At 68.5% G+C, this 21,879-nt stretch carries 19 protein-coding genes; 6 read left to right on the plus strand and 13 right to left on the minus strand.

Features of this window, described 5'->3' with window-relative positions; genetic code table 11:
- Positions 1-177 precede the first annotated feature (177 nt).
- Entirely contained in the window at positions 178-1,122 is a 945-nt protein-coding gene (locus ON43_RS39395; protein ID WP_051180036.1) for a YihY/virulence factor BrkB family protein, read from the plus strand.
- A gap of 4 nt (positions 1,123-1,126) precedes the next feature.
- Here ON43_RS39395 and ON43_RS39400 read toward each other — a convergent pair whose 3' ends face one another.
- The 5 genes from ON43_RS39400 to ON43_RS39420 form a co-directional block, all read right to left on the minus strand.
- Complete coding sequence (locus ON43_RS39400; protein WP_157514407.1) at positions 1,127-1,531, minus strand: STAS domain-containing protein; 405 nt, start codon at positions 1,529-1,531, stop codon at positions 1,127-1,129.
- Between the two features lie 251 nt (positions 1,532-1,782).
- A complete protein-coding gene (locus tag ON43_RS39405; RefSeq protein WP_040815883.1) occupies positions 1,783-3,294 on the minus strand; it encodes a flavin-containing monooxygenase in 1,512 nt (503 codons plus the stop codon).
- Entirely contained in the window at positions 3,294-4,880 is a 1,587-nt protein-coding gene (locus tag ON43_RS39410) for a flavin-containing monooxygenase (RefSeq protein WP_051180043.1), read from the minus strand. The genes ON43_RS39405 and ON43_RS39410 overlap by 1 nt, the downstream gene beginning before the upstream one ends.
- A 38-nt stretch (positions 4,881-4,918) precedes the next feature.
- On the minus strand, positions 4,919-5,773 hold the full coding sequence (locus ON43_RS39415) for an alpha/beta fold hydrolase (RefSeq protein WP_051180037.1): 855 nt from the start codon (positions 5,771-5,773) through the stop codon (positions 4,919-4,921).
- Positions 5,774-5,911: 138 nt separating this feature from the next.
- Positions 5,912-6,256 carry a histone-like nucleoid-structuring protein Lsr2 gene (locus ON43_RS39420; RefSeq protein ID WP_040815885.1) on the minus strand — a complete coding sequence of 115 codons (345 nt, stop codon included), beginning with the start codon at positions 6,254-6,256 and terminating at the stop codon, positions 5,912-5,914.
- A 179-nt stretch (positions 6,257-6,435) separates the two neighbouring features.
- On the opposite strand from ON43_RS39420, the gene ON43_RS39425 reads away from it, so the two are divergent.
- The 3 genes from ON43_RS39425 (at position 6,436) to ON43_RS39435 (ending at position 9,408) form a co-directional block, all read left to right on the plus strand.
- Positions 6,436-7,404 carry a universal stress protein gene (locus ON43_RS39425; protein WP_245569020.1) on the plus strand — a complete coding sequence of 323 codons (969 nt, stop codon included), beginning with the start codon at positions 6,436-6,438 and terminating at the stop codon, positions 7,402-7,404.
- A 69-nt stretch (positions 7,405-7,473) separates the two neighbouring features.
- Positions 7,474-8,475 carry an Acg family FMN-binding oxidoreductase gene (locus ON43_RS39430; protein ID WP_040815886.1) on the plus strand — a complete coding sequence of 334 codons (1,002 nt, stop codon included), beginning with the start codon at positions 7,474-7,476 and terminating at the stop codon, positions 8,473-8,475.
- A 33-nt stretch (positions 8,476-8,508) separates the two neighbouring features.
- Entirely contained in the window at positions 8,509-9,408 is a 900-nt protein-coding gene (locus ON43_RS39435) for a universal stress protein (RefSeq protein ID WP_040815922.1), read from the plus strand.
- Between the two features lie 19 nt (positions 9,409-9,427).
- Here the strand turns inward: ON43_RS39435 and ON43_RS39440 are convergent, their stop codons facing one another.
- From ON43_RS39440 to ON43_RS47100, 5 genes are all read right to left on the minus strand, one after another.
- On the minus strand, positions 9,428-11,140 hold the full coding sequence (locus ON43_RS39440; protein ID WP_040815888.1) for a GAF domain-containing sensor histidine kinase: 1,713 nt from the start codon (positions 11,138-11,140) through the stop codon (positions 9,428-9,430).
- A gap of 120 nt (positions 11,141-11,260) precedes the next feature.
- On the minus strand, positions 11,261-13,570 hold the full coding sequence (gene ppsA, locus ON43_RS39445) for a phosphoenolpyruvate synthase (protein WP_040815890.1): 2,310 nt from the start codon (positions 13,568-13,570) through the stop codon (positions 11,261-11,263).
- Positions 13,571-13,671: 101 nt separating this feature from the next.
- Positions 13,672-14,148 carry a DUF2267 domain-containing protein gene (locus ON43_RS39450; protein WP_051180040.1) on the minus strand — a complete coding sequence of 159 codons (477 nt, stop codon included), beginning with the start codon at positions 14,146-14,148 and terminating at the stop codon, positions 13,672-13,674.
- Between the two features lie 29 nt (positions 14,149-14,177).
- Entirely contained in the window at positions 14,178-14,732 is a 555-nt protein-coding gene (locus ON43_RS39455; RefSeq protein ID WP_040815891.1) for a flavodoxin domain-containing protein, read from the minus strand.
- 80 nt (positions 14,733-14,812) lie between these two features.
- Entirely contained in the window at positions 14,813-15,691 is an 879-nt protein-coding gene (locus tag ON43_RS47100) for a DUF302 domain-containing protein (protein WP_306304996.1), read from the minus strand.
- 394 nt (positions 15,692-16,085) lie between these two features.
- On the opposite strand from ON43_RS47100, the gene ON43_RS39465 reads away from it, so the two are divergent.
- A complete protein-coding gene (locus tag ON43_RS39465) occupies positions 16,086-16,532 on the plus strand; it encodes a pyridoxamine 5'-phosphate oxidase family protein (protein ID WP_040815892.1) in 447 nt (148 codons plus the stop codon).
- On the opposite strand, the gene mgtA is transcribed toward ON43_RS39465, so the two are convergent.
- The 3 genes from mgtA to ON43_RS39480 form a co-directional block, all read right to left on the minus strand.
- On the minus strand, positions 16,471-19,158 hold the full coding sequence (gene mgtA / locus ON43_RS39470; protein WP_083914226.1) for a magnesium-translocating P-type ATPase: 2,688 nt from the start codon (positions 19,156-19,158) through the stop codon (positions 16,471-16,473). The genes ON43_RS39465 and mgtA overlap by 62 nt on opposite strands.
- Before the next feature lie 421 nt (positions 19,159-19,579).
- The gene (locus tag ON43_RS39475) at positions 19,580-20,227 is read right to left on the minus strand and encodes a response regulator transcription factor (RefSeq protein WP_040815893.1); all 648 of its coding nucleotides are present in this window, start codon (positions 20,225-20,227) and stop codon (positions 19,580-19,582) included.
- Between the two features lie 73 nt (positions 20,228-20,300).
- Positions 20,301-21,299, minus strand: a complete 999-nt coding sequence (locus ON43_RS39480; protein WP_051180041.1) for an Acg family FMN-binding oxidoreductase — start codon at positions 21,297-21,299, stop codon at positions 20,301-20,303.
- A 105-nt stretch (positions 21,300-21,404) separates the two neighbouring features.
- Between ON43_RS39480 and ON43_RS39485 the strand changes: the two genes are divergently transcribed.
- A partial coding sequence (locus ON43_RS39485; RefSeq protein WP_373283532.1) for an HAD family hydrolase occupies positions 21,405-21,879 on the plus strand: 475 nt, incomplete at its 3' end.

Below are 21,879 nucleotides of genomic sequence, written 5' to 3' on the forward strand. Positions count from 1 at the left end.
CTATATCGCTCTCCTGACGAGTCCGTGGCTGAGCACGCCGCGGTCGGTTCCTACCTGCCTCTCGCCTACCCGGGGTCCGAACGCCCAAACGCTGCCGGGATCGCCGGGCCGCGCGGCCCGCGCGCGGTTTGACCGGCGGGGTCCGGGGTAGTCGGCGCACGAGCCGGAGGTGGGACCATGACCGCAGCACAATCCCCGAGTGGTGGAATTCCCGAGAGCCCAACGCAATTGGGAGCGAAATCCTGGTGGGGCGTGCTCAGGCGGACGGTCACGGAGTTCCGGGCCAACAACATCACCGACTGGGCGGCGGCGTTGACCTACTACAGCGTGCTGTCGATCTTCCCGGGGCTGGTGGTGCTGCTCGCCGTACTCGGTCTGCTCGGCCCGGACGCGACTCGGTCGCTGATCGACACGGTGCGCCAGATCGGGCCGAGCGGCGGCACCTCGCTATTGGTCGATGCCATCGAGCAGTTGCAGGGTTCGCGGTCGTTGTCGGGTTGGCTGGCGATCATCGGCCTGGGGTCGGCGTTGTGGACGGCCTCGGGCTATCTGGGCGCGTTCATGCGGGCGACGAATTCGATCTATCACACCGACGAGGGCCGCCCGATCTACAAGACGGTCCCGCTACGCCTCGGATTGACCGCACTGATGGTGCTGCTCATCGCCGCTTGCGCGCTGGGTGTGGTCGCGACGGGCACGCTGGCGCAGCGGATCGGGCACTGGCTGGGTTGGGGTGCGGGCGTGGTGCGGGTGTGGGACATCGCGAAGTGGCCGGTCCTGGTCGTGCTCGTCGGACTGGCGATCGCGCTGCTGTATTGGGCCTCGCCCAATGTGCGGCAGTACGGCTTCCGCTGGCTGAGCCCGGGCAGCGCGCTGGCCGTCCTGATCTGGATCGCCGCCTCGGCCGGATTCACCTTGTACGTCAGCTTTTTCGGCTCCTATAACAAGGTGTACGGCTCCCTGGCCGGAGCGGTGATCTTCCTGGTGTGGTTGTGGCTCACCAATATCGCCGTGCTGCTGGGCGCTCAGTTCGACGCCGAACTCGCCCGCGGGCGACGCATCGAGCAGGGGTGGCCGGAACAGGCCGAGCCCGTCCTGCCACCCCGTGATGAACCCGAGTGAGCCGCTATGTCGTGCGTGCGGTGCGCGGCCCGGACCTGCACGCACCGCTGATCGTGGCGGCGGGCCTCAGATCGGCCGCGTGGCCGGAGATTTCGATGACGCGATCGACGCAGCGGGACCCGGTCACCCACCGCAACGATTTGGCACGGTGGCGAGCGCGGTCGTCGGCCTCGAGCATGAGGCGTAGCCCGCAGAGCCCGAAGAAGCTGAGCCTGGACAGGTCCGTGACCACCAGGTTCGCCTCGGAATCGATGGCCTCGGCCAGGCGCTCCCGCAAGGCGCCCACCGTGCGGCCGTCCACCTCACCGGTCGCCGTCAGCACGGTCATCGCCCGCGACGGTCGGCTCACCATCACCTCCAGCGGCTCGCGTTCGCCGCGCACCACCGCGTGGCTGGAATGGCTCGACACCAAGAACATTCTCGACATGAGAATCCCGATTCATCCGAGCAGCAGGAACCGAACAGGTTTCGCCGCGTGACTGTGTCCGGTCTCCCGACACGGTCCGGGCATCGGCTGGTGACTCAACCTCTCGATGAGTACCCGGCACGCCGGCGAGATAATCCCGTGACCTCGACGAGTTCCTGGTCAGGAGTTCAGCAGGAAGGACGCGAGCTGGTCGCGTGCGTCGTGTTCGCGCGGGGAGAGTGAAAGGCCGAAATTCACGAGGCGAGTCCTCCGAGGGTGCGGAATCGGTAGTGATCGAGCGGGAAATGGCGTGCACGCCACCACATTTCGGGTCCGGTCGCGGGGCGCAGCATGGGAGCGTCGCCGTGATGGTCGAAGTAGTAGCTGTTGGAGGCGGCGCAGTTGGCGGCCATGAACACCGTGTTGCGCTGGCGGCGCAGAATGTCGGCGAAGAACTCCTCGTGCGGCTCCGCGCGGACCTCGGCATAGGTGGCCCCGCGCCGGTCGGCCTCCTTCAGGACCCGCAGCAGGTGGGTGGTGGACGCCTCGATCATGGCGAAATACGAAGCACCGGTGAGTGAGTAGGGGGCCAGGATCGCGAAGAGGTTGGGGAAGCGGGGGACGCTGACGCCCTCGTAGGACTGATAGCGCTGCTCGTGCCAGAACCGGCCGAGCTCCACACCGTCGGTGCCGTACACCGGGAACGGGGGAGTGTTGCCACGTTCGAACACCTTGAATCCGGTCGCCAGGATCAGCGCGTCGATTTCGTGCAGCACACCGTCACGGGTGCGGACGCCGCTCTCGGTGACGCACTCGATGCCCTCGGTGACCAGATCCACGTCCGGCCGCGTGAAGCTGCGCAGGTAATGGTTGGAGAAGGTGGGCCGCTTGCACCAGAAGTCGTAGGCGGGTGTGAGTTTCGCGCGCAGCACCGGATCGGGGACCTGCATCCGCAGATGAGCCCGGCACAGCCGCTCGATACCCCTGCGCAGCGCCGGGAACTGCCTCTCGTAGGTCGCGCTGACGACCATGACGAGCTCGGTGACCGCGCCGGTGGTGAGCCGCACCGCCGATTGGGACTGCGGCAGGCGCGCGAACAACCGGCGCAGCGGCGCGGGAATCGGCATGTCGATCTTGGGTACGACCCAGATCGGCGTGCGCTGGAAGACTTCCAGATGCGCCACCCGGTCGGCGATGGCCGGAACCACCTGCACCGAGGTTGCTCCGGTGCCGATGACCGCGACCCGCTTGCCGGTGAGGTCGTAGTCGTGGTCCCAGCGGGCGGTGTGCATCGTCTTGCCCGCGAAGGTGTCCAACCCCTCGATGGCGGGTGTCTTCGGCTGGGTGAGCCCGCCGACCGCGGTGATGAGATACCGCGTGCTGCCGGTGCGGCCGTCGGCGGTGGTGAACCGCCACAGATGGGTGTCCTCGTCGAAGCGCGCCTCGGTGAGCCGGGTGTGGAATTCCAAGTGCCGCTTCAGCTCGTACTTGGTCACCAGGTGATCGGCGTACGCCTTGAGCTCGGTGCCCGGTGCGTACACCCGCGACCAGTGCGGGTTCTGCTCCCACGAGAACGAGTAGTTGAACGAGGTGATGTCCACGGCGACACCGGGATAGGTGTTGTCACGCCAGGTGCCGCCGACATCGCCGGTCTGCTCGACGATCAGGAAATCGTCGTATCCGTGCCGGCGCAGCTGAATTCCGACACCGAGCCCGGAGAAGCCCGCGCCGACGACGAGCACATGGGTTTCGAGATCGCGGGACATCAGGTGCTCGCCTCCCCGACTGTGGCCGCGGCCCGCACGGCGGGTTGGGCTGTGGGCGAACGGAACTCGTAGTCCCGCAGGTCGAAGAACCGGCTGTCCCACCAAGCCTCGACCGCCGAGGATGGCCGCAGGATGGGGGAGTCGCCGTGCTTGTCGAAGTAGTAGCTGTTCGACGCCGCGCAGATGTTGCTGTAGAACACCGTCGATGGCTGCCGACGCTGGATGTAGTCGAAGTATCGGGCGTGCGCCCGCGCGCTCACCTCGACGACCGCGGCACCGGTACTGCGCGCGTGGGACAGGCAGCGGACCACGTGCCGGGACTGGTTCTCGATGAGCTGGAAATAGGAGCCTCCGGTGAATCCGTACGGCCCGGCGATGAGGAACAGATTGGGGTAACCGGGCATGGTCGCGCCCTGATAGGACTGGTAGCGCTGTTCGTCCCACCACTGGCCGAGTTCCCGTTCGCCGCGGCCGACGATCGGGAACGGCGGAGTGTTGCCCCGCTCGAACACCTTGAATCCCGTTGCCAGGATCAAGGTGTCGATCTCCCGGTGCACGCCGTCGCGGGTGCGGACGCCGGTCTCGGTGACCGCCTCGATGCCCTCGGTCACCAGTTCCACATCCGGGCGGGTGAAGGTCCGGAAGTAGTCGTTGGAGAACGAGGGCCGCTTGCACCCGAACCCGTAGCGCGGGGTGAGCTTGTCCCGCAGCTCCGGATCGGGCACCTGGCGGCGCAGATTCGCCAGGCACACCTGCTCGATGGTCTTCACCAGGAGCGGCATCTGCTTGTTGTGCACGATGCCCAGCGTCATGACCGACTCGGTGGCGGCGGTGGTGACCGCACGGAAACCCTTTTGCATGCCCGGCACCCGGCGGAACGCCCGCCGCATCGACACCGGGATGCGAGCATCGGGCTTGGGACCCACCCAGATCGGCGTGCGCTGATAGACGTCGAGGTGCGCGACCCGCCCGGCGATGGCCGGCACCAGTTGCACCGAGGTCGCGCCGGTGCCGATGACCGCGACCCGCTTACCGGTGAGGTCGTAGTCGTGATCCCAGCGCGCGGTGTGCAGCGTCTTCCCGGTGAAGTCGGCCAGACCCAGAATGTCAGGTGTCTTGGGCTGGGTCAGAATACCGACGGCGGCAACGAGATAGCGGGCGGTGACCGTGCCGCCCCCGGCCAGCTCGACCTGCCACAGACCGTGTTGTTCGTCCCACCGCGACCCGATGACCTCGGTACGAAATCGGATGTGCTGACGCAGGTCGTACTTGTCGGCGCAATGGTCGGCATATGCCTTGAGCTCTCGCCCGGGTGCGTAGGCCCGCGACCAGTCGGGGTTCATCTCGAAGGAGAACGAATACGTGAACGAGGTGACGTCCACGGCCACGCCCGGATAGGTGTTGTCACGCCAGGTACCGCCCAGGTCATCGGCCTGTTCGAGCAGCACGATGTCGTGGAATCCGGCCTTGCGCAACTGAATCGCGGCCCCGAGCCCGCCGAACCCGGCACCCACGATGACCACCTCGCGGTCGGGTAGCGGATGCAGCTCCGCAGGGGTCGCGCTGTCTTCGTCGGCAGCGGTCATGGTTGTGCTCAACTTTCTGGGCGGGATGGCGACATCCGTCATAGGGGAGTGGAAGGAGCCTGGGGCGCGGCTACTTCGGCGGGATCGGCACTCCAGCACGCGCGGGCGAAATCGGTGATCTCGCCCAGCAGTCGCCGCGGGTCACGACGCAGTTCGACGATCGAGCTGGAGCGCAGGAACCGGGTATCGCGCAATTCCCGGACCAGTGCCCGGTCGTCGGCGATCGGATGGATGGGATCGAAGCGATGCCCGATGACAAGGGTTCTCGTCGCGATCGCCGTGCGCTCGGCACGCGGCACCCGCAGCCCGCCGTAGACGATGCCCTGCACGACATCCGCGCTGACTCGCGAATCCTGTGCGATCCAAGACAATCCGAGATCGGGCAGCCCGCCCCGGCGACGCGGTATCCGGTCCGCTCCGCGACCCAGCACATCCACCAGGGGCGCACCGTAGCGGCCCAGCAGCAGCGCCGGAAAGCCGACCGCGGCACAGGCGGGTACCGCGCGCTCGAGCACAGGTGACTCGGTGATCATGCCGCACAATCGATCCGGCGCGAGTGCGGCGGTAGCGAGCGCGATATTGGCCCCGGCCGAGGTGCCGAAGAGCACGGTGCGCGCGATTCCGAGTTCGTCCAGCAGCGCGATCACCTGCCGGGCATAGCCGCCCATGGAGTAGTGCTGATAGCCACGCGGCTTGTCGGACTCTCCCCAGCCCAGCGGCTCCAGCGTGACCACCCGGAAACCATTGCGGTGCAGCGCATCCGCGAGCCGCTCATGCATCCGCCGGGGCATGAGCAGCCCCGGGACCAGCACGATGCTGTGCGCGCCGCTGCCGCGGATGTCATAGGCGAGACGGTGACCTTCGAAATCGAAGCTCCGGCAGGGCGGCTCCATGACCACTCCTCATCGAACCCAGTGCAATTTTACATCGTTGTATATGCAGTGTCCGGGTCCCTCGTGCCGCCTGTCAACGCACGAATCCGGTTGGCGCGGAGAGTCAATCAGCTGGCAGATGGCGTCATGCGGGTTGCCCTATGCGGCGGCGGCCTTGTTGTACGCCTCCACGATCGCGGCGGGGATCCGGCCGCGGCTGGAGACGTCGAATCCGTTTGTGCGGGCCCAGTTTCGGATGGTCTGGGTCTGCTCTCGGTTGACCGTCGGGCGCGGGCGTCCGCTGGCGGCCTTGGCTTTCGAGGCTCGACCGACTTTGCGCGCATAGGGAGTCCACTGTTCGAACAGCGCTCGTAATGCCGCCGCATTCGAAGGGGATAGGTCGATCTCGTAGTTCACGCCGTCGACCGTGAACAACACCGTCTCCTCCGCCGTGGACTCACCGTCGTAGTCATCCACCATCTCCACGATGACCTTGCGCGCCATGGGAACTGCCTTCCGGTCGGACCGAAATAGTCGTTGAGAATTGGAGATTAGCGGAGGCGATGCGGTCGCCTTCCGCAGGGTCGAATGGTCGAGGTACACGGCAATGGCCGCCGGAGGACCCGAACGGTGGTGACATTGTTCTCTGGGGTCGGTGATGCCTCGGGCGGGATGCTCGGGGCATGACCGACTCAGGAGAAGCCATGGAAGAACATGCTGTTCCCGTAGGGAGTTTCGATCAGGACGAGCACGTCGACGGCGGGGTTGTGGTCGGGGCGGACGGGTCGGAGATCTCGTATCAGGCGGTGGCGTGGGCGGCCGCGGAGGCGCGGATGCTGGGGTGTCGGCTACACATCGTGACCTCGTATGCGAGCCCGATCGGGCGGGGAGCCGCGCCGGTGAGCGCCGAGGACATGGCCGAGTTGCGGGCGCAGGGGCAGCAGGTACTGGACGACGCCGTCCGCATGGCGCGATACACGGTTCCGGGGGACGGGATTTCGATCTCCACCGAGCTGATCTTCGACATGATCACGACCGCGCTGCTCGATCGCTCGGCCAAGGCACGGATGGTCGTGGTGGGGAACCGTGGTCTGGGGGCGTTGCGGCGGGCGGTGCTGGGGTCGGTGAGCACCGCGCTCTCCCGGCACGCGCTGTGTCCGGTGGCCGTCGTGCACGGGGTGCCGGAGACGGATCCGATCGGGCGCGCCGAACCGGTGGTGGTCGGGACGGACGGCTCGGCCAACAGTGAGCCCGCGCTCGAGCTGGCCTTCGCGGAGGCGTCGCGGCGGAAGGTCGAGTTGATCGTCGTGCGCGCCTGGAGCGAGACGACCGGTTTCGATGTGCCGGTGATGGGCTGGGACGCCGTTCGCGAGAGCGAGGACGTGCTGCTGGGGTCGCTGCTGGCCGATTATGCCGAGCGGTTTCCGGAGGTGAGGGTGCGGCGGGTCGTCGCACTCGACACGCCGGTGCGCGCGCTGCTCGAACAGGCCGAGCACGCGCAGCTCGTGGTGGTCGGCAGCCATGGCCGGAGTGGCTTCTCCGGCGTGGTGCTGGGGTCGGTGAGCACCGCGTTGCTGCACATGGCCCGGTGTCCGGTGCTGGTGGTCCGTCGGCCGTCGCAATCCCGGGCCGAAGACCCCGCCGGACAGTGACTTTCGGCCGTCACCCCCGGTCCATGCACGGGCCATGCTGAGAGCACGAAATCCGAGGAAGGACACGTGATGTCGAAACATCCCGATCACGACACCGTCCGCGCCGCCCTGGCGCTCGCGGTGCGGGCGCCGTCGGTGCACAACACCCAGCCCTGGCAGTGGCGCGTCGGGGACACCACCGTGCACCTGTACGCCGACGACAGCCGCCGCCTGCCCCACACCGACCCGGACTGCAGGGAGCTGGTGGTGAGCTGCGGTGCGGCGCTGCATCATCTGCGCGTGGCGCTGCGCGCGTTCGGCTGGGAGACGGTCGTGCACCGGTTCCCGAATCCCGCCGACCCGAAGCATCTGGCCGCCGTGGAGTTCCGGCCGGGTGAACCCGACCCGGCCGCGGTCCGGCTGACGCGGGCGATTTCGCGGCGGCGCAGCGATCGCCGGCGGTTCACCTCGTGGGAGATGCCCGCCGCCCAGGTGTCCGCGGTGGTGGCCGCCGGTGCGGGGAGGCCGGGCGTCCAGGTCCGCGAGGTCGATCCGACGGGTGAGCATGCCCGGCTGTTGCGCGCGTTCGTGGACGCGGCGACCACTCACCGCGGTGATGCCGCGTACAACGCCGAGTTGGCCGCCTGGAGCGGTCATCATGCCAGTGCGCAGGGCGTGCCCGCACGCAATGCGGTAGTCGCCACGGACCCGACCGTTCGGCCCTTCGGCGATCCGCGTTTGCCCGAGGCGGTCGTGCACGACACCGAGGAATCGGCGCGAATGCTGCTGGTGTGCACCGCATCCGACGATCTGCTCGGCTGGCTGCGGGCCGGGGAGGCCGCCAGTGCGCTGTTGCTCGAGGCGACCGTGCGCGGCCTGGCGAGCTGCGCGCTGAGTGAGCCGCTCGAGGTCACCGGTGTGCGGACCCGGATTCGGCGGGATCTACTGGGCGACTTCGGTTATCCGCAGCTGATCATCCGCATGGGCTGGGCGGCGACCAGCGCCGAGGAAGTACCCATCACACCCCGACTGCCATTGACGGACGTGGTGCGCCCGCTCGAACCCCTGGATCTCGCGTCCACCCGGTCCTGATCGGGCACGCCCGCGACGAGAGGAATGACGATCATGACCGAACACGCTGCCCCGCAGCAGGACCCCAACCCACCCATCATCGTCGCGGTGGACGGCTCTGCCGTCTCGTATCAGGCCGTGGCCTGGGCCGCGCTGGACGCCGCACGACACGGATGCCGGCTGCGCATCGTCACGTCCGTCTGCGCGCCGGTCGGGCCGCCGCCGACCGCTGTCCTCAACGCCGAGGAGATCGCGTGGCTGGAACTGGAGGGCGAACGAATCGTGGGTGAGGCGACGCGGATCGCGTCCGAGACGCTGACCGGCGAAGGGATAGAGACCTCGTCCGAGGTCATCACCGAGCCCATCATCGCCTATCTCATCGCGCAATCGCGGCACGCCCGGCTGGTAGTACTCGGCAGTCGCGGCATGGGCGCGCTGCGGCGCGGTCTGCTGGGTTCGGTCACTTCCGCCGTGACCCACCACGCGCATTGCCCTGTCGCCGTGATCCATTCGACCGCGGCGGCCGACCCGGTAGCGGCACGGCAGCCGGTGCTGGTCGGGGTGGACGGCACCGAGAACAGCCTGCGAGCGCTCGAGCTGGCCTTCGAGGAGGCGTCGCTGCGCAAGACCGGCCTGACCGCCCTGCACGCCTGGACCGATACCAGCGGCCCCTATATGCCGATGTCCGGCTGGGAGACCCTGGAGGAGCAGGAGCGGGCGACCTTCGGCGAGGAGATGGCCGGATTCGCCGAGCGGTATCCCGACGTCCCCGTGCGCCGAATCCTCGTGAAGGATCGCCCCGTTCGGTCGCTGCTCGACGAATCGGAACACGCTCAGCTGCTCGTCGTGGGCAGCCACGGCCGCGGCGGGTTCACCGGCATGCTGCTGGGATCCACCAGTAATGCCCTGCTGCACAGCGTCGATTGCCCGATCGTGATCGTGCGCGGCAGGTGATTCCGCGAGGGCCGCTCGCTCAGTGCAGCGGTACCGCCCAGCGCAGCAAGGTCCCCGCGCCGTCGGGATTTCGACCGAATGCGAAGGTGCCGCCCATATCCTCGGCCCGGCGGGTCAGGTTTTGCAGACCGCTGGTGGTGATGTTCTCGGGGATCCCGTGGCCGTCATCGGCGATCAGGAGGGTCAGGTCGTCGGACACATCGATGGTCACCGTGATCGTGTCGGCGCCGGCATGTCGCACCGCGTTGGATACCGCTTCGCGCACAACGGCTTCGGCGTGGTCGGCGAGGTCGGCCGCGACCACCGACAGTGGCCCGCTGATGCGCAGGGAGGTGCGCAGACCGGTGTCCGCGGTGTGCTTGCGGATCACCTCCTCGATCCGCTGGCGCAGCCGGGTGCTGCTGCCCGCGCCGCCGTGCAGGTCGAAAATGGAGGTGCGGATCTCCTGCACCACGTCCTGCAGATCGTTGATGACATCGGAAAGTCGTTCCCGCACTTCGGCTGAGCGGGCCCGAGCCACGGTGCCCTGCAGGCTCAGTCCGGCCGCGAACAAGCGCTGGATCACGTGATCGTGCAGATCGCGGGCGATGCGGTCGCGATCGGTCAGCACATCGAGCTCGCGCATGCGCTGCTGGGCCTCGGCGAACTGAATCGCCAGGGCGGCTTGATCGGTGAACGCGCCTGCCAATTCCAGCAGTTCGTCCGCGAAGGGGAGAGCGCCGATCGGGCGCACCATCACCAGTACCCCGAAGGTGGAGTCCTGTGCGTTGAGCGGGAGGATCAGCGAGTGACCGGCGCCGAGGGCGATATCGAGTCCGAGATCGTCCTTGTCGGTGGGGCGCAGGGGTCGACCTCCGCGGAAGACCTCGCCGATCGCGGTGTCCGTGGTGCGCGCGATTCCGTTGTACCCCTGGCCATCCGGGCCGGAGCACTGGCTGATCCGCAGCCCCTCGACCGCATCGAGATCGCCGCCGGGCTCGTCGTCGACGGCCAGGAACGCCCACTTCGAATCGGTGAGCGTGCGCGCGTGCGCGACGACATGGGCCAGCACCTCGTCGGGATCGGTACCGGCCAGGAATTCGGTGGCGATGTCACGGGTGGCTTCGATCCACGCCTGGCGGGTGCGGCTGGACTGATACAGCCGTGCGTTGTCGATGGCGGTACCGGCGGCCGCGGCCAAGGCCTGCACGATCACCTCGTCGTCCTCGGTGAACAGCTGTCCGCCGGACTTCTCGGTGAGATAGAGGTTGCCGAAGATCTCGTCGCGGATCCGCACCGGGACACCGAGGAAGGTGCGCATCGGCGGATGGTGCTCCGGAAAGCCCACCGACGCGGGATGATCGGCGAGGTTCTCCATGCGAATCGGCTTGGGCTGGCTGATCAACAGCCCCAGCACGCCGCGGCCCTCCGGCAGATCGCCGATCCGAGCCCGCGTCTCCTCGTCGATGCCCTCGTAGATGAACTGCTCGAGCCCGTCCTCGCCGCGCACGCCGAGCGCGCCGTAGCGGGCATCGACGAGGCTGATGGCGGTGTGCACGATGGTGCGCAGGGTCTGGTCGAGATCGAGGCCGGAGGTCACCGCCAGCATCGCCTCGACCAGGCCGTCCATTCGGTCGCGGGCGTCGATGATCTGCTCGACCCGGTCCTTCACCTCGGTGAGCAGTTCCCGCAGCCGCAGCTGAGAGAGCGTGTCGCGCACTGAATAGGAGCCGTCTCGGGGCTCAACCGTCATTTCCGACTGTCCTGATCATCTAGGGTGCGTGCACCGTTTGTCCCTTAGCGGCGCTACCAGTCTAATCAAGCTCCCTCCTCCGACATGTATTCGAAGCCGTCCGGCGGACGCGCGGTTCGGTCACAGGTGCGGTGGCGCAGACAAGGCGTGGTCGAGGAGTACTCGCCGTTCGGCGGCGGCGACCGCACGCCGGGTGCGGTCGACCGCGTCCGGGGAGACCGATACCGAGGTGATGCCCGCACGGACCAAGTGCTCCACGAACTCCGGATTCGTCGACGGCGCCTGCCCGCACAGCGAGGACGTGATGCCGAGCGCGCGGGCGCCGGTGACGATCTGCTCGATGGCGTCGAGCACCGCCGCGTCGGACTCGTCGAACAGCTCGGCGCACTCCTCGGAATCGCGGTCGACGCCCAGCATGAGCTGGGTCAGATCGTTGCTGCCGATGGAGATTCCGTCGATGCCCAGCTCGACGTACTCCGGCAGCCGGTAGACGACCGACGGCACCTCGGCCATGATCCAGCGGTGCAGTCCGCGCTGGCGTCCGAGCGGGCTGGCGTCGACGAGCTCGAGGCACCGCTCCAACTCCCAGCGGGTGCGCACGAACGGAATCATCAAGTGCACGTTGGGGGTTTGTTCGCGCACGCGGGCGAGTGCCGCCAGTTCGAGCCGGAACATCTCCGGTTTGCGCACATAGCGGTAGCAGCCGCGGAATCCGATCATCGGATTGTGCTCGCGGGGCTCGTACCGGTTGCCGCCCTCGAGGGCCCGGAATTCGTTGCTGCGCATATCGCTTGCCCGGTAGACGACCGGTCGCGGCGCGAACGCGGAGCTGATGCGGTGGATCGATTCGGTCATGGACCGGATGAACTTCTCGTCTTCGCCGCGCGCGATCAGGTCGCGGGGATGCCGCCCGCCGAGCGCCTGGGTGAGCAGGACCTCCGCGCGCAGCAGGCCGACTCCGTCGGCATCGGTGGCCGCGACCCGCTCCGCGGCTTCGGGCAGCGCCAGATTCACGTAGACGCGGGTGGCGGTGGCCTCGGGCGCGGGCGCCGCGGACACCGGGCGCGGGATGGCCGTGATCGAGGCGGGCAGCGGGTTTCCGGAATACACCTGGCCGGTGGAACCGTCGACGGTGACCGATTGGCCGGTGGTCAGCTGGGTGGTCGCGGTGCGGGCCCCGACGATGCAGGGAATGCCGAGCTCCCGGGCCACGATGGCGGCGTGGCAGGTCATGCCGCCGCTGTCGGTCACGACGCCCGCCGCGCGCGAAAGGGTCGGCAGCCAGTCCGGATTGGTCATCGGCGCGACCAGGATCTCGCCGTCGCCCAGTGCCGATCCCTCCGCGGGCGAGAGCAGTACGCGGACCGGGCCGGTGGCGCGGCCGGGTGCGGCGGCCAGGCCGCGCACCAGTACGCGACCCTCGACGGTGTGCGCGATGGGCGGTTTCGCGTCGACGTCGTTGGGCAGCATGGTGATCGGGCGTGCCTGCACCAGCCACAGGCGCTCGTCGTCGAAGGCCCACTCGACATCCTGTGGGCGGCCGTAGTGGTGTGCCTGCACCTCGAGCGCGAGCCGGGCCACGGCCCGGGCCTCGTCCTCGGTGAGCGCGGGCGCCGCGGCCTCGGATTCGGAGAGCTCGACGCGCTGATCCCCGTCGGGGCCGGCCACGATGGCGAAGGGCTGGCGGCCGATCCGGCTGGTGAGCAGGGTCGGTCCGGCGGCGTCGAGCACGTAGGTGTCGGGGGTGACCGCTCCGGAGACGACCACTTCGCCCTGGCCGCGCGCGGCGTCGATGACGACGCGATCGTGGGAACCGGTGGCGGGATCGGCGGTGAAGGCCACGCCCGAGGCGCGGGCGGTGACCATGCGCTGCACCACCACCGCCATCTCGGGGTTGTCGTGCATGCCGCGCCGGGCCCGGTAGGTCAGTCCGCGCGGGGTGAACAGCGAGGCCCAGCAGTCCGACAGCGCGGTGATGAGCTCATCGTCGCCGCGAATGTTGGTGTGCGAGACGTTCATTCCCGCGAAGGAGGCGCTTTCACCGTCCTCACCGACCGCCGAGGAACGGACGGCCACGGTGACCTTCTCACCGAGCTGGTGGTAGGCCGACAGCACGGCGTCGCGGACCGATGCCGGGATCGCGGTGGCGTGCACGAGTTCCCGCATCCGGCGGCACGATTCGTCGAGCTGATCCGCCTCGGGTCGGGTGGCCCCCTGCGCGGTGGTGAGCCCGCGGGCAAAGAGCTCGTCGAGTTCGGCCCCGTGCGCTCCGGCGCGGATCACCTCCTCGTAGGCGGATTTCAGGACGGCGAACCCGGGCGGCACCGGCAGTTTCGCCGCGACGAGTTCGCCGAGATTGGCGCCCTTGCCGCCGGCCCGGTCGGCGTCGGTCAGTCGCAGTTCATCGAAGGTAGCGACATAGTCACCCATGACTACTCCAGTTCTTTCAGTTCTTTCTTCGACCCCGGCAGCAGGAGCAACAGCAGGATCGTGAGGGCGAGGATGAACAAGGGGAGCGTGGCGGATGGTCACTATCGCCCCTCGGGGGTCTCGAAAATGCCTGCCGCGGTGAGGATGTCGCTGAAGTCGGAGCCGAGCAGAATTCGCCGCAGGGGAGTGGGCAGTTGGGCGAGGACGTGGTCGAGCTGGCCGGGGGAGAAGAGCTGGGCCAGCGCGTCGGTGACGGCCGCCGCGGATCGTCCCGCCTCCTCGACCGGCACGTCTGCGCTGCGGGCGAACTGGTGCAGGAACGATTGCGGATCGTGGGGCACCGGAACGCGTCCGGGTGTCCAGCCTTCGTAGTAGACGCCGCGCAGCAGGGTGGGCAGTTGGGCGCTCAAATGCGCGGTCCCGCCGATGTCGAGGCGGTCACGGGTGGTGTGCAGCCATGCGCGTAGGAGCTGCAGGGCCGTCATCCGGTCGTCGGTGCCGAGTCGGTCGGCGACGGTGCGCAACCAGATGCGGCTGGTGTGGATCGCCGGGCCGAACGGGTCGGTGTGCTGGCTCATCGGCGTGGCCTTTCTCGGAAAGGGGGCGATCAGGGGTGGGTCGGAGTGGCCTGCGGGGCAGGGAGTTTCAGTGCCTGCGCGATGGTGTTGGTCCAGGTCGTGATGGCCGTCCAGTCGCGAAGATCGCCGTAGCGGGTGCCGCCGAGGACGCGGTAGACGGTCCGTGCCGACAGTGAGACGCCGGCACGCTCGTAGTGACCGGCGAAGGCGCTGTAGTCGCGCGGGGGTATCGAGTCACGCACCGCGGCAATCTGTTTCGGGACAACTCGGCCCATGAGACGTCCGATGGGCCCCACCAGGGCGGGTCCGAGTCCGACGCTGAACAGCCACACCGGACGGGTGCGCAGCTCGGTGGTGTGCGTACGGACGAATTGCTCCAGTTCGGGCAGCAGTGCCCGATTGTGCACGGCGCTACCGAGAACAATGGCGTCGAAGTGGGTGAGTTCGGGGGCGTGCTCGGCGTCGGCGACCTCGACGGTCGCGCCGCGGGCGGCGAGGGAGGCACCGATGAAATCGGCGATCTCGCGGGTGGATCCCTGTGCGCTGGCGTAGATGACGGCGATGTGGGTGTCGGTCGTTTCCATGTATCGAGCCTGATCGCAAGGCCTGAATTCGGTGAGAGGACTCGTACCCGCTCTGAATGGGACCATGGTCCCCGGTCGCTTCAGCCTGCCGCCGCGGCGGGATGGGACAGGTCCGACAGTGCCGCCGCGAGCAGGTGGCGGGCCTGCGCCGCTACGTCGGCGAGCTCGGGCCGGGCCATGACGTGGACCAGCAGTTCGGGGTCGGCGGCCTCGACGACCACTCCGGTCTCGTCGGCGCGCACCACGACATTGCAGGGCAGCAGCAGCCCCGCCTGCTGGTCGGCGGCGAGGGCCTGGCCCGCGAGCCGCGGATGGCAGGCGCCGAGGATCACGTACTCGTCGATGTGCTCGCCGGTCCGCTCGCGCAGCGTGGCTTGCACATCGAACTCGGTGACAATGCCGAATCCGTGCTCCCGCAATGCTGTTCGGGTCGTGGCCAGCGCATGGTCGAAGGCGGTGTCGAGGTGGACGGCGATGGCCGGCGCGGGGGCGACGGGAATCCGGATCTCGGTGATGAGCAGCCGGGGATCGCTCACCTCGTCGGGACCGATGAGATAGGCCTCCGTCGGCGGGCCCACCGGCCGGTAGCCGGTCTGCCGCACCCACTCTCGCAACGCCCGGTAGCCCGCGTCGATCTGGTGGTAGCTGCCGCGATGGCAGGTGCGGGCCACCAGCGCCTGCGGCTGGATGACCAGCTGCGCACCGGAACTCGGGCCCAGTGCGGGCGCCGCTTCGATGGGGAGCCCGAAGTCGACCACGATGGATTCCTCGGTGGGCAGTTCCCGGTGAAACGTGATCGTCGGCGCGCCGCTGGCGACCAACCCCGCCTTCTCGGCCACCTCCGCGAGCCGGCCCATTCCGCCGATGATGCCCTCGCTCAACAGGTCCGGGCGGATCTCCAGCGGTATCCGCAACACCGCCTGCGGTGGCGTCTCGCAGACGTTCACCCGGTATTCCATCACGTGCCTCCTCCTGGTTGTTCGTGGTTCCAGCGTGCGTGCGGCCGCCCGGGCGGACACAGAGGAGAAGGTCACGCCGCATCGGGAAACAAGTGCATGACCGGCGATGCCATTCGCTGCCGGGGACCTTTCGGCGCCGGGCGACGCGGGATACCGCCCAATATCGAGGTCTCGGGCCGGCGGTCCGGGTGTCCGAAGGAGGTTCGAGACGGGACCTTCGGCCCTGTCCGGGGCGTCGGCGTTGATGTTGACATGGACCGTGGGGTCTGCGGTTCAGGGGATTTGTGCGAAAGGGTTGTCAGTTCATGGGTGTGCTCCGAGCTCTACCGGTCCGAGTGCGATCGTTGCCGGTGATGTCCGGCCCGGTCGTGCTGCGGCATTCGGAGGTGGTCGCATGAGTGGGCTGTCCGAGGATGCCCTCGCCCCCCGCGCCACCGAGAGCATGGAGCGGGCGGAGGCGCTGCGACTGTTGGCGAGCGTGCCGTTCGGGCGGGTGATCTTCACTCGCGACGCGCTGCCCGCGGTGCGGCCGGTCAACCACCTGGTCGACTCGGGGCAGGTCATCGTCGTACGCACCCGGCTCACCTCCCGGCTGACGTCGGCGGTGCGCGCGGACTCGAATGTCGTTGTGGCATATGAGGCCGACGACATCGACCCGATCGAACAGCTGGGCTGGTCGGTGGTGGTGACGGGCATCGCCCGCACGGTGACCGATCCGGAACGCGTGGCACGGTACGAGCGCCGGTTGCGGCCCTGGGTCGACGGGGTGATGGACTCTATCATCGCCATCGAGCCGACCCTGGTGACCGGGGTGCGACTGGTGGCGAAGCGGGCCGGGTAGCGAAACGGGCTGCGCGGCGGCGCAATCGGTGGTCGGTGCGGCGTTCGCGGGCGGCCGGGACGGTCGGGGTGGTGCGGAAGAACCAGTGCTTGGCGGCCTCGGCCAGGGCGAGGTAGACGACGATCATGGCGAGCAGCGCGACGAAGAAGCCGCCGGGCAGGGGCTGGAAGCCGAGAGTGGCGGCCAGCGGGGTCGCGGGCAGCAGCGCGCCGATCCCGACGGCGGCGAGGGTGGCGGTGAGCAGGGCGACGCTGGGATGGCTGCGGTAGAAGGGCGTTCTGCGGGTGCGGATGACGAACAGCACCAGCGTCTGGGTGGCCAGCGATTCGACGAACCAGCCCGTGTGGAACAGGGATTCGCCCGCGTGGAAGACCCACAGCATGATCCCGAAGGTCGCGAAGTCGAACAGCGAGCTGATCGGGCCGAACACCAGCATGAACCGCTGGATGAGCCGAATGTCCCAGCGGGACGGGCGGGCCAGTTGCTCCGCGTCGACATCGTCGGTGGGTATCGCGAGCTGGCTGGAGTCGTAGAGCAGATTGTTGAGCAGAATCTGCGACGGCAGCATCGGCAGGAACGGCAGGAAGGCCGACGCGCCCGCGGCACTGAACATATTGCCGAAATTGCTCGAGGTCCCCATCAGGACGTACTTCATGGTGTTGGCGAACACGCGCCGGCCCTGGGTGACCCCGTCGGCGAGCACCTGGAGGTCCTTCTCCAGCAGCACCACATCCGCGGCGTCCTTGGCCACATCGGTGGCGGCGTCGACGGAGATGCCGACATCGGCGGCGTGCAGCGCCAACGCGTCGTTGACGCCGTCGCCCAGATAGGCGACATCCACCCCGAGCGAGCGTTGCGCCCGCACGATGCGGGCCTTCTGCTCCGGATCGACCCGGGCGAAAATGGTTGTGGTAGGCAATCTCTCGGCCAGCTCGAGGTCCGACAGCCGGGCCACCTCGGCGCCCGAAAGGCTGTCGCCCACCGGCAGGCCCAGCTGTTCGCACACGTGCGCCGCCACGGTGGGATGATCGCCGGTGATGACCTTGACCGCGACGCCGAGCCTGTCCAGTCGGCTGATCGCTTGGCGCGCAGAGGATTTCGGCGGATCGAGGAAGACGAGAAATCCGGCCAACCGCAGGCCTGCCTCGTCGGCGGCGACCAGCGAGGATTGTCCAGCCGCGGACCGGACGGCCACGGCGACCACCCGGTGCCCGGCCGCGAATTCGGCCTCGAGCGCCCGCCCGACCGTCTCCGGGACACCCTCGCAGCACGCGAGCACGGCCTCGGGCGCGCCCTTGGTGATGAGCAGCCGGTTGCCGCCCGTCGCGTCCACCAGCACCGAGACCATCCGCCGCCGATGGTCGAAAGGCAGTGTGGCGAGCCGTGTATACCGCTGGATGGATTCGTGCGGCGCGAGCGGGGCCGCCCACAGCGCGGTATCGAGCGCGTCCCCGCCGGTCAGATGACCGTCCCGCACCACGCCGTCCGTGCAGATCATGCCCAGGGTGACGACCCGGCTGTCGCTCCCGGCGTCGGTGGCCACCGCCCGCATGAACTCGATCCGTCCCTCGGTCAGCGTCCCGGTCTTATCGGTGAACAGCACCTCGATATCGCCCAGATCCTCGATGCAGACGAGCCGCTTCACCAGCACCTTGCGTTGCGCCAGCAGCCGCGAACCGGCCGCCAGGCTGGTCGATACGACCGCCGGCAGCAGCTGCGGCGAGATGCCCACCGCGATGGCCAGCGAGAACATCAGCGCGTCCAGCAGCGGCCGGTGCAGCACCAGGTTGACCGCGAAGATACCGATGGTCAGCACGGCGGCGACGCGAACCAGCAGCATCGAGAATCGGCGCAGCCCGACCTGGAATTCGGTCTCGGGTTCGCGCCGCGCCAAACCGACCGCGATACGCCCGAATTCGGTGTCGCCGCCGGTCGCGGTCACCACACCGCGCCCGGTGCCGGCGGCGACCACGGTGCCCATGAGCGCGCACGAGGCCAGCTCGGCGAGCGGCCCGGCTTCCGGCACCGGATCCACCGATTTCCGTACCGCCTCCGGCTCTCCGGTCAACACCGATTCATCACATTGCAGGCCGGTGACCGATAGCAGGCGCAGATCCGCGGGCACCAGTTCACCGGGCCGCAATTCGACGACGTCGCCGGGGACCAGCTCGGCGAGATCCACCGCGCGCGCTCGGCCTTCGCGCACCACCACGACCCGGTGCCGGATGCGCTCGTGCAGGGCTTCGGCGGCCTGCTCGGCGCGAAACTCGTTGATGGTGCCCAGTCCCACCGACATCGCCACGATCACGCCGATGACGATCGCGTCCGTGCGCTCGCCGAGGAAGAACGACACCGCCGCGGTCACCGCGAGCAACAGCAGCAGAGGCGAGCGTAGCTGCCGCGCCACGACCGGTCCGAGTCGCGCGTGGTGGGTCCGAATGGCGTTGGGTCCGAAGGTGTGTGCCCGGCGTTCGTACTCGGCTCGGGTCAGCCCGTTGTCGCCGCTGGACAGTGCGGCCAGTACCGATTCGGCGGTCCGCGCGGCGGCGGTGACAGCGGGAACGCAGCGAACAGTCTGGGGCGGAACATGATCCGCTTCGGTGCTCGCGTGGGCGTGGACAGGCATGTAGTCGAGGGTTCCGTGCCGCGCACGGCCCCGGTAGAGGCGGCACGCATGCGTGTCCCGGGACCAAAGGCCTTGTAGCCGAGGACTTGCCGCAACTGCGAGGGCGGCATTGGGCAGCGCAGACTATGAGGGTCGGCCCCCGGGTTACGGGGCGATTCCAACAGCAGAGGCCAGGCGTATCCTGCACGGATCAGGTGGTGTGCCGGTCGATCAAGTCTTCGCCGCGAAACGTGGCTCTTCGGTCACGGAAGGCTCTCACCGGTACCACCGATCCGAACGCCGTGTCCCGGCAGGACTACTGGTGGAACGCTTGGGCTCGGGGGCCGGCTCATGCAGGGCCGGGGCGAGTCGGGACGGCCGCGCACAGACGCTCGCCGTGCCCGCACAGCAGTGCGGGCACGGCGAGCGCATCGAATCCGAGCTACCGCGGTTGCGGGTGGTCGGCCCGCAGTTTGGTCGCGTAGACGGCGGCCTGGGTGCGACGCTCCATGCCGAGCTTGGCGAGCAGGCGCGAGACGTAGTTCTTGACGGTCTTCTCCGCGAGGAACATTCGCTCGGCGATCTGGCGATTGGTGAGGCCGTCGCCGAGCAGATCGAGGAGTTTGCGCTCCTGGTCGGTGAGCCCCGCGAGCGGACCGTCGGACTGGGTGCTGCGGCGCAGGCGATCCATGAGCGCGGCGGCGGCCCGGTTGTCCAGCAGCGAGCGCCCGGCCCCGATCTCCTTGATGGCCTTGGCCAGCTCCATGCCCTTGATGTCCTTGACCACGTAGCCGCTGGCCCCGGCCAGGATGGCGTCCATCATGGCCTGCTCGTCGGTGAACGAGGTGAGGATGAGGCAGCGCAGATGCTCGAGGCGGGAGAGCAGGTCGCGGCAGAGTTCGATGCCGTTGCCGTCGGGCAGGCGCACGTCGAGGACCGCGACATCCGGTTGCAGCGCGGGGATCCGGGCCAGGGCCGTGGCGGCGTCGGAGGCTTCGCCCACGACGGTGATCTCCGGGTCACTGTCGAGGAGGTCGACGAGTCCCCGGCGGACGATCTCGTGATCGTCGACGAGAAAAACCTTGATCATGGCCGGTTCCCATTCTGTTCGGGCTGTATGTACAACGATAGTTCGCTGGGCGAATCGTAGTGATGGCCGAGAGTCATTCGGCCACGGTGGAGGCGGCGGTGACGTCGAGGATTTGCGCGAGCGGCAGTCTCGGGGTGCGGGCGGTCAGCCGATCGGAAGCTGGAACCGTCCCGACTCGGATCAGGACCTGGGGTTGCTCCGTGCGGCCGGTGAGCGCGCGGATGATGGCCCGGCTCTGCGGCAGTTCGGTGACATGGGTGAGCGGGCAGGTCGCGTACCCGGCGACCGTGCATTCCAGCAGGATGGTCGACAGCGCCTCACCGCAGCGCAGCAGATCGGCGGAACTCTCGCCGCTGGACACGACGAGGACCACGGATTCGTCCTCCTCGATTTCGGTCCGGCGGGGTTCATTGTCGACGGTGGGCAGGACACGGGCGACATCGACGCGCCGCCGTTCCTCGGTGGAGACGCGCGCGCCGGGCGGGATTCCTTCGGCGGCCAGGGAATGCCCTGTCCACCAATGTAATTCGGCCTGGTACCCGGAATCGTAGCGGCGCACGGCGGCGGTGAGACGGGACGCCCGGGCGAGCTCGGCGCGGGCGTCACGGGGCAGCACGGTGATCACCGCGTCGAACGAATCGACGACGACCGGCAGGACGGGCTCGAATTCGCGCCAGTCGGCGGGCGCGGCGAAGGGCAGCCGATCGGTGTAGCGAACCTCGATGGCGGCGGCCCGATCCACGTCCGCGTCGGTGACGATGCGCGCGGGCTCGAACTCGACCGTCGCCAGCTGATCGTGACGGGTGGGATTGGGGAAGTACACGACCCGGATTCGCCATCCGACGGCAGCCAGCGCCGCGCGCAGGTGCCCCAGCGCGATACCGCAGCTCAGCAGCATCTGCCGTCCCGAATGGTCGGTGGCGGGCAGCATCCGGGACCGCACCGAGAACAGGTGCAGCGCCGTGCCGTCGAAGACCCAACGCCACGGTTGGCTGTTGTGCAGCGACGGTGCGCGACCGGCCAGGCGGACGGCCGGTTCGATCGCTTTGTCGCCGGGCAGTTGTTGGTCCATGGACTCACGCTAGGGCGCGGTGGGCTGCGCCACAGGGGCCGTTGGTCCCTTCTGGTGTGCTACAGGACCCTTGGCGCGGAATGCGCCGCCCACCAGGCTGGATAGGTGGACACGAGCACAAGGACCACGCCGCTGCTCGATTCGCGGCGCCATGACGCGGTGATCTTCGATATGGACGGTGTGGTGACCGACAGCGCCTCCGTCCACCGAGCGGCCTGGAAGGAGATGTTCGACGACTTCCTGGCCCACCGCGCCCCGGCGCCCGGCGAGGAGCTGTCACCCTTCACCGACGATGACTACCTGCGCTGGGTCGACGGCAAACCCCGCTATCGGGGTGTCACCGATTTCCTTGCCGCACGAGGTATCTCGCTGCCGCCGGGTGATCCCTCCGATGCCGAGGACGCCGGGACGGTCTGTGCGCTCGGCAACCGGAAGGACCGCCTGTTCACCGAACGCCTTGCCCGGGACGGGGTTCCGGCCTTCGAGTCCACCGTGGCGCTGGTGCGCCGCCTGCAGGCGGCGGGGATCGGGGTGGCGGTGTTCTCCGCCAGCCGCAACTGCGCGGCGGTGTTGACCGCCG

Source organism: Nocardia concava NBRC 100430 (assembly GCF_000308815.1).
Classification (GTDB): domain Bacteria; phylum Actinomycetota; class Actinomycetes; order Mycobacteriales; family Mycobacteriaceae; genus Nocardia; species Nocardia concava.

What these genes read in the sequence shown, in the direction of transcription:
- ON43_RS39395 (WP_051180036.1), top strand. Translation starts at nt 178, where the DNA reads ATGACCGCAGCACAATCCCCGAGTGGTGGAATTCCCGAGAGCCCAACG.
- ON43_RS39405 (WP_040815883.1), bottom strand. Translation starts at nt 3,294, where the DNA reads ATGTCCCGCGATCTCGAAACCCATGTGCTCGTCGTCGGCGCGGGCTTC.
- ON43_RS39410 (WP_051180043.1), bottom strand. Translation starts at nt 4,880, where the DNA reads ATGACCGCTGCCGACGAAGACAGCGCGACCCCTGCGGAGCTGCATCCG.
- ON43_RS39415 (WP_051180037.1), bottom strand. Translation starts at nt 5,773, where the DNA reads ATGGAGCCGCCCTGCCGGAGCTTCGATTTCGAAGGTCACCGTCTCGCC.
- ON43_RS39420 (WP_040815885.1), bottom strand. Translation starts at nt 6,256, where the DNA reads ATGGCGCGCAAGGTCATCGTGGAGATGGTGGATGACTACGACGGTGAG.
- ON43_RS39425 (WP_245569020.1), top strand. Translation starts at nt 6,436, where the DNA reads ATGACCGACTCAGGAGAAGCCATGGAAGAACATGCTGTTCCCGTAGGG.
- ON43_RS39430 (WP_040815886.1), top strand. Translation starts at nt 7,474, where the DNA reads ATGTCGAAACATCCCGATCACGACACCGTCCGCGCCGCCCTGGCGCTC.
- ON43_RS39435 (WP_040815922.1), top strand. Translation starts at nt 8,509, where the DNA reads ATGACCGAACACGCTGCCCCGCAGCAGGACCCCAACCCACCCATCATC.
- ON43_RS39440 (WP_040815888.1), bottom strand. Translation starts at nt 11,140, where the DNA reads ATGACGGTTGAGCCCCGAGACGGCTCCTATTCAGTGCGCGACACGCTC.
- ppsA (WP_040815890.1), bottom strand. Translation starts at nt 13,570, where the DNA reads ATGGGTGACTATGTCGCTACCTTCGATGAACTGCGACTGACCGACGCC.
- ON43_RS39450 (WP_051180040.1), bottom strand. Translation starts at nt 14,148, where the DNA reads ATGAGCCAGCACACCGACCCGTTCGGCCCGGCGATCCACACCAGCCGC.
- ON43_RS39455 (WP_040815891.1), bottom strand. Translation starts at nt 14,732, where the DNA reads ATGGAAACGACCGACACCCACATCGCCGTCATCTACGCCAGCGCACAG.
- ON43_RS47100 (WP_306304996.1), bottom strand. Translation starts at nt 15,691, where the DNA reads ATGGAATACCGGGTGAACGTCTGCGAGACGCCACCGCAGGCGGTGTTG.
- ON43_RS39465 (WP_040815892.1), top strand. Translation starts at nt 16,086, where the DNA reads ATGAGTGGGCTGTCCGAGGATGCCCTCGCCCCCCGCGCCACCGAGAGC.
- mgtA (WP_083914226.1), bottom strand. Translation starts at nt 19,158, where the DNA reads ATGCCTGTCCACGCCCACGCGAGCACCGAAGCGGATCATGTTCCGCCC.
- ON43_RS39475 (WP_040815893.1), bottom strand. Translation starts at nt 20,227, where the DNA reads ATGATCAAGGTTTTTCTCGTCGACGATCACGAGATCGTCCGCCGGGGA.
- ON43_RS39480 (WP_051180041.1), bottom strand. Translation starts at nt 21,299, where the DNA reads ATGGACCAACAACTGCCCGGCGACAAAGCGATCGAACCGGCCGTCCGC.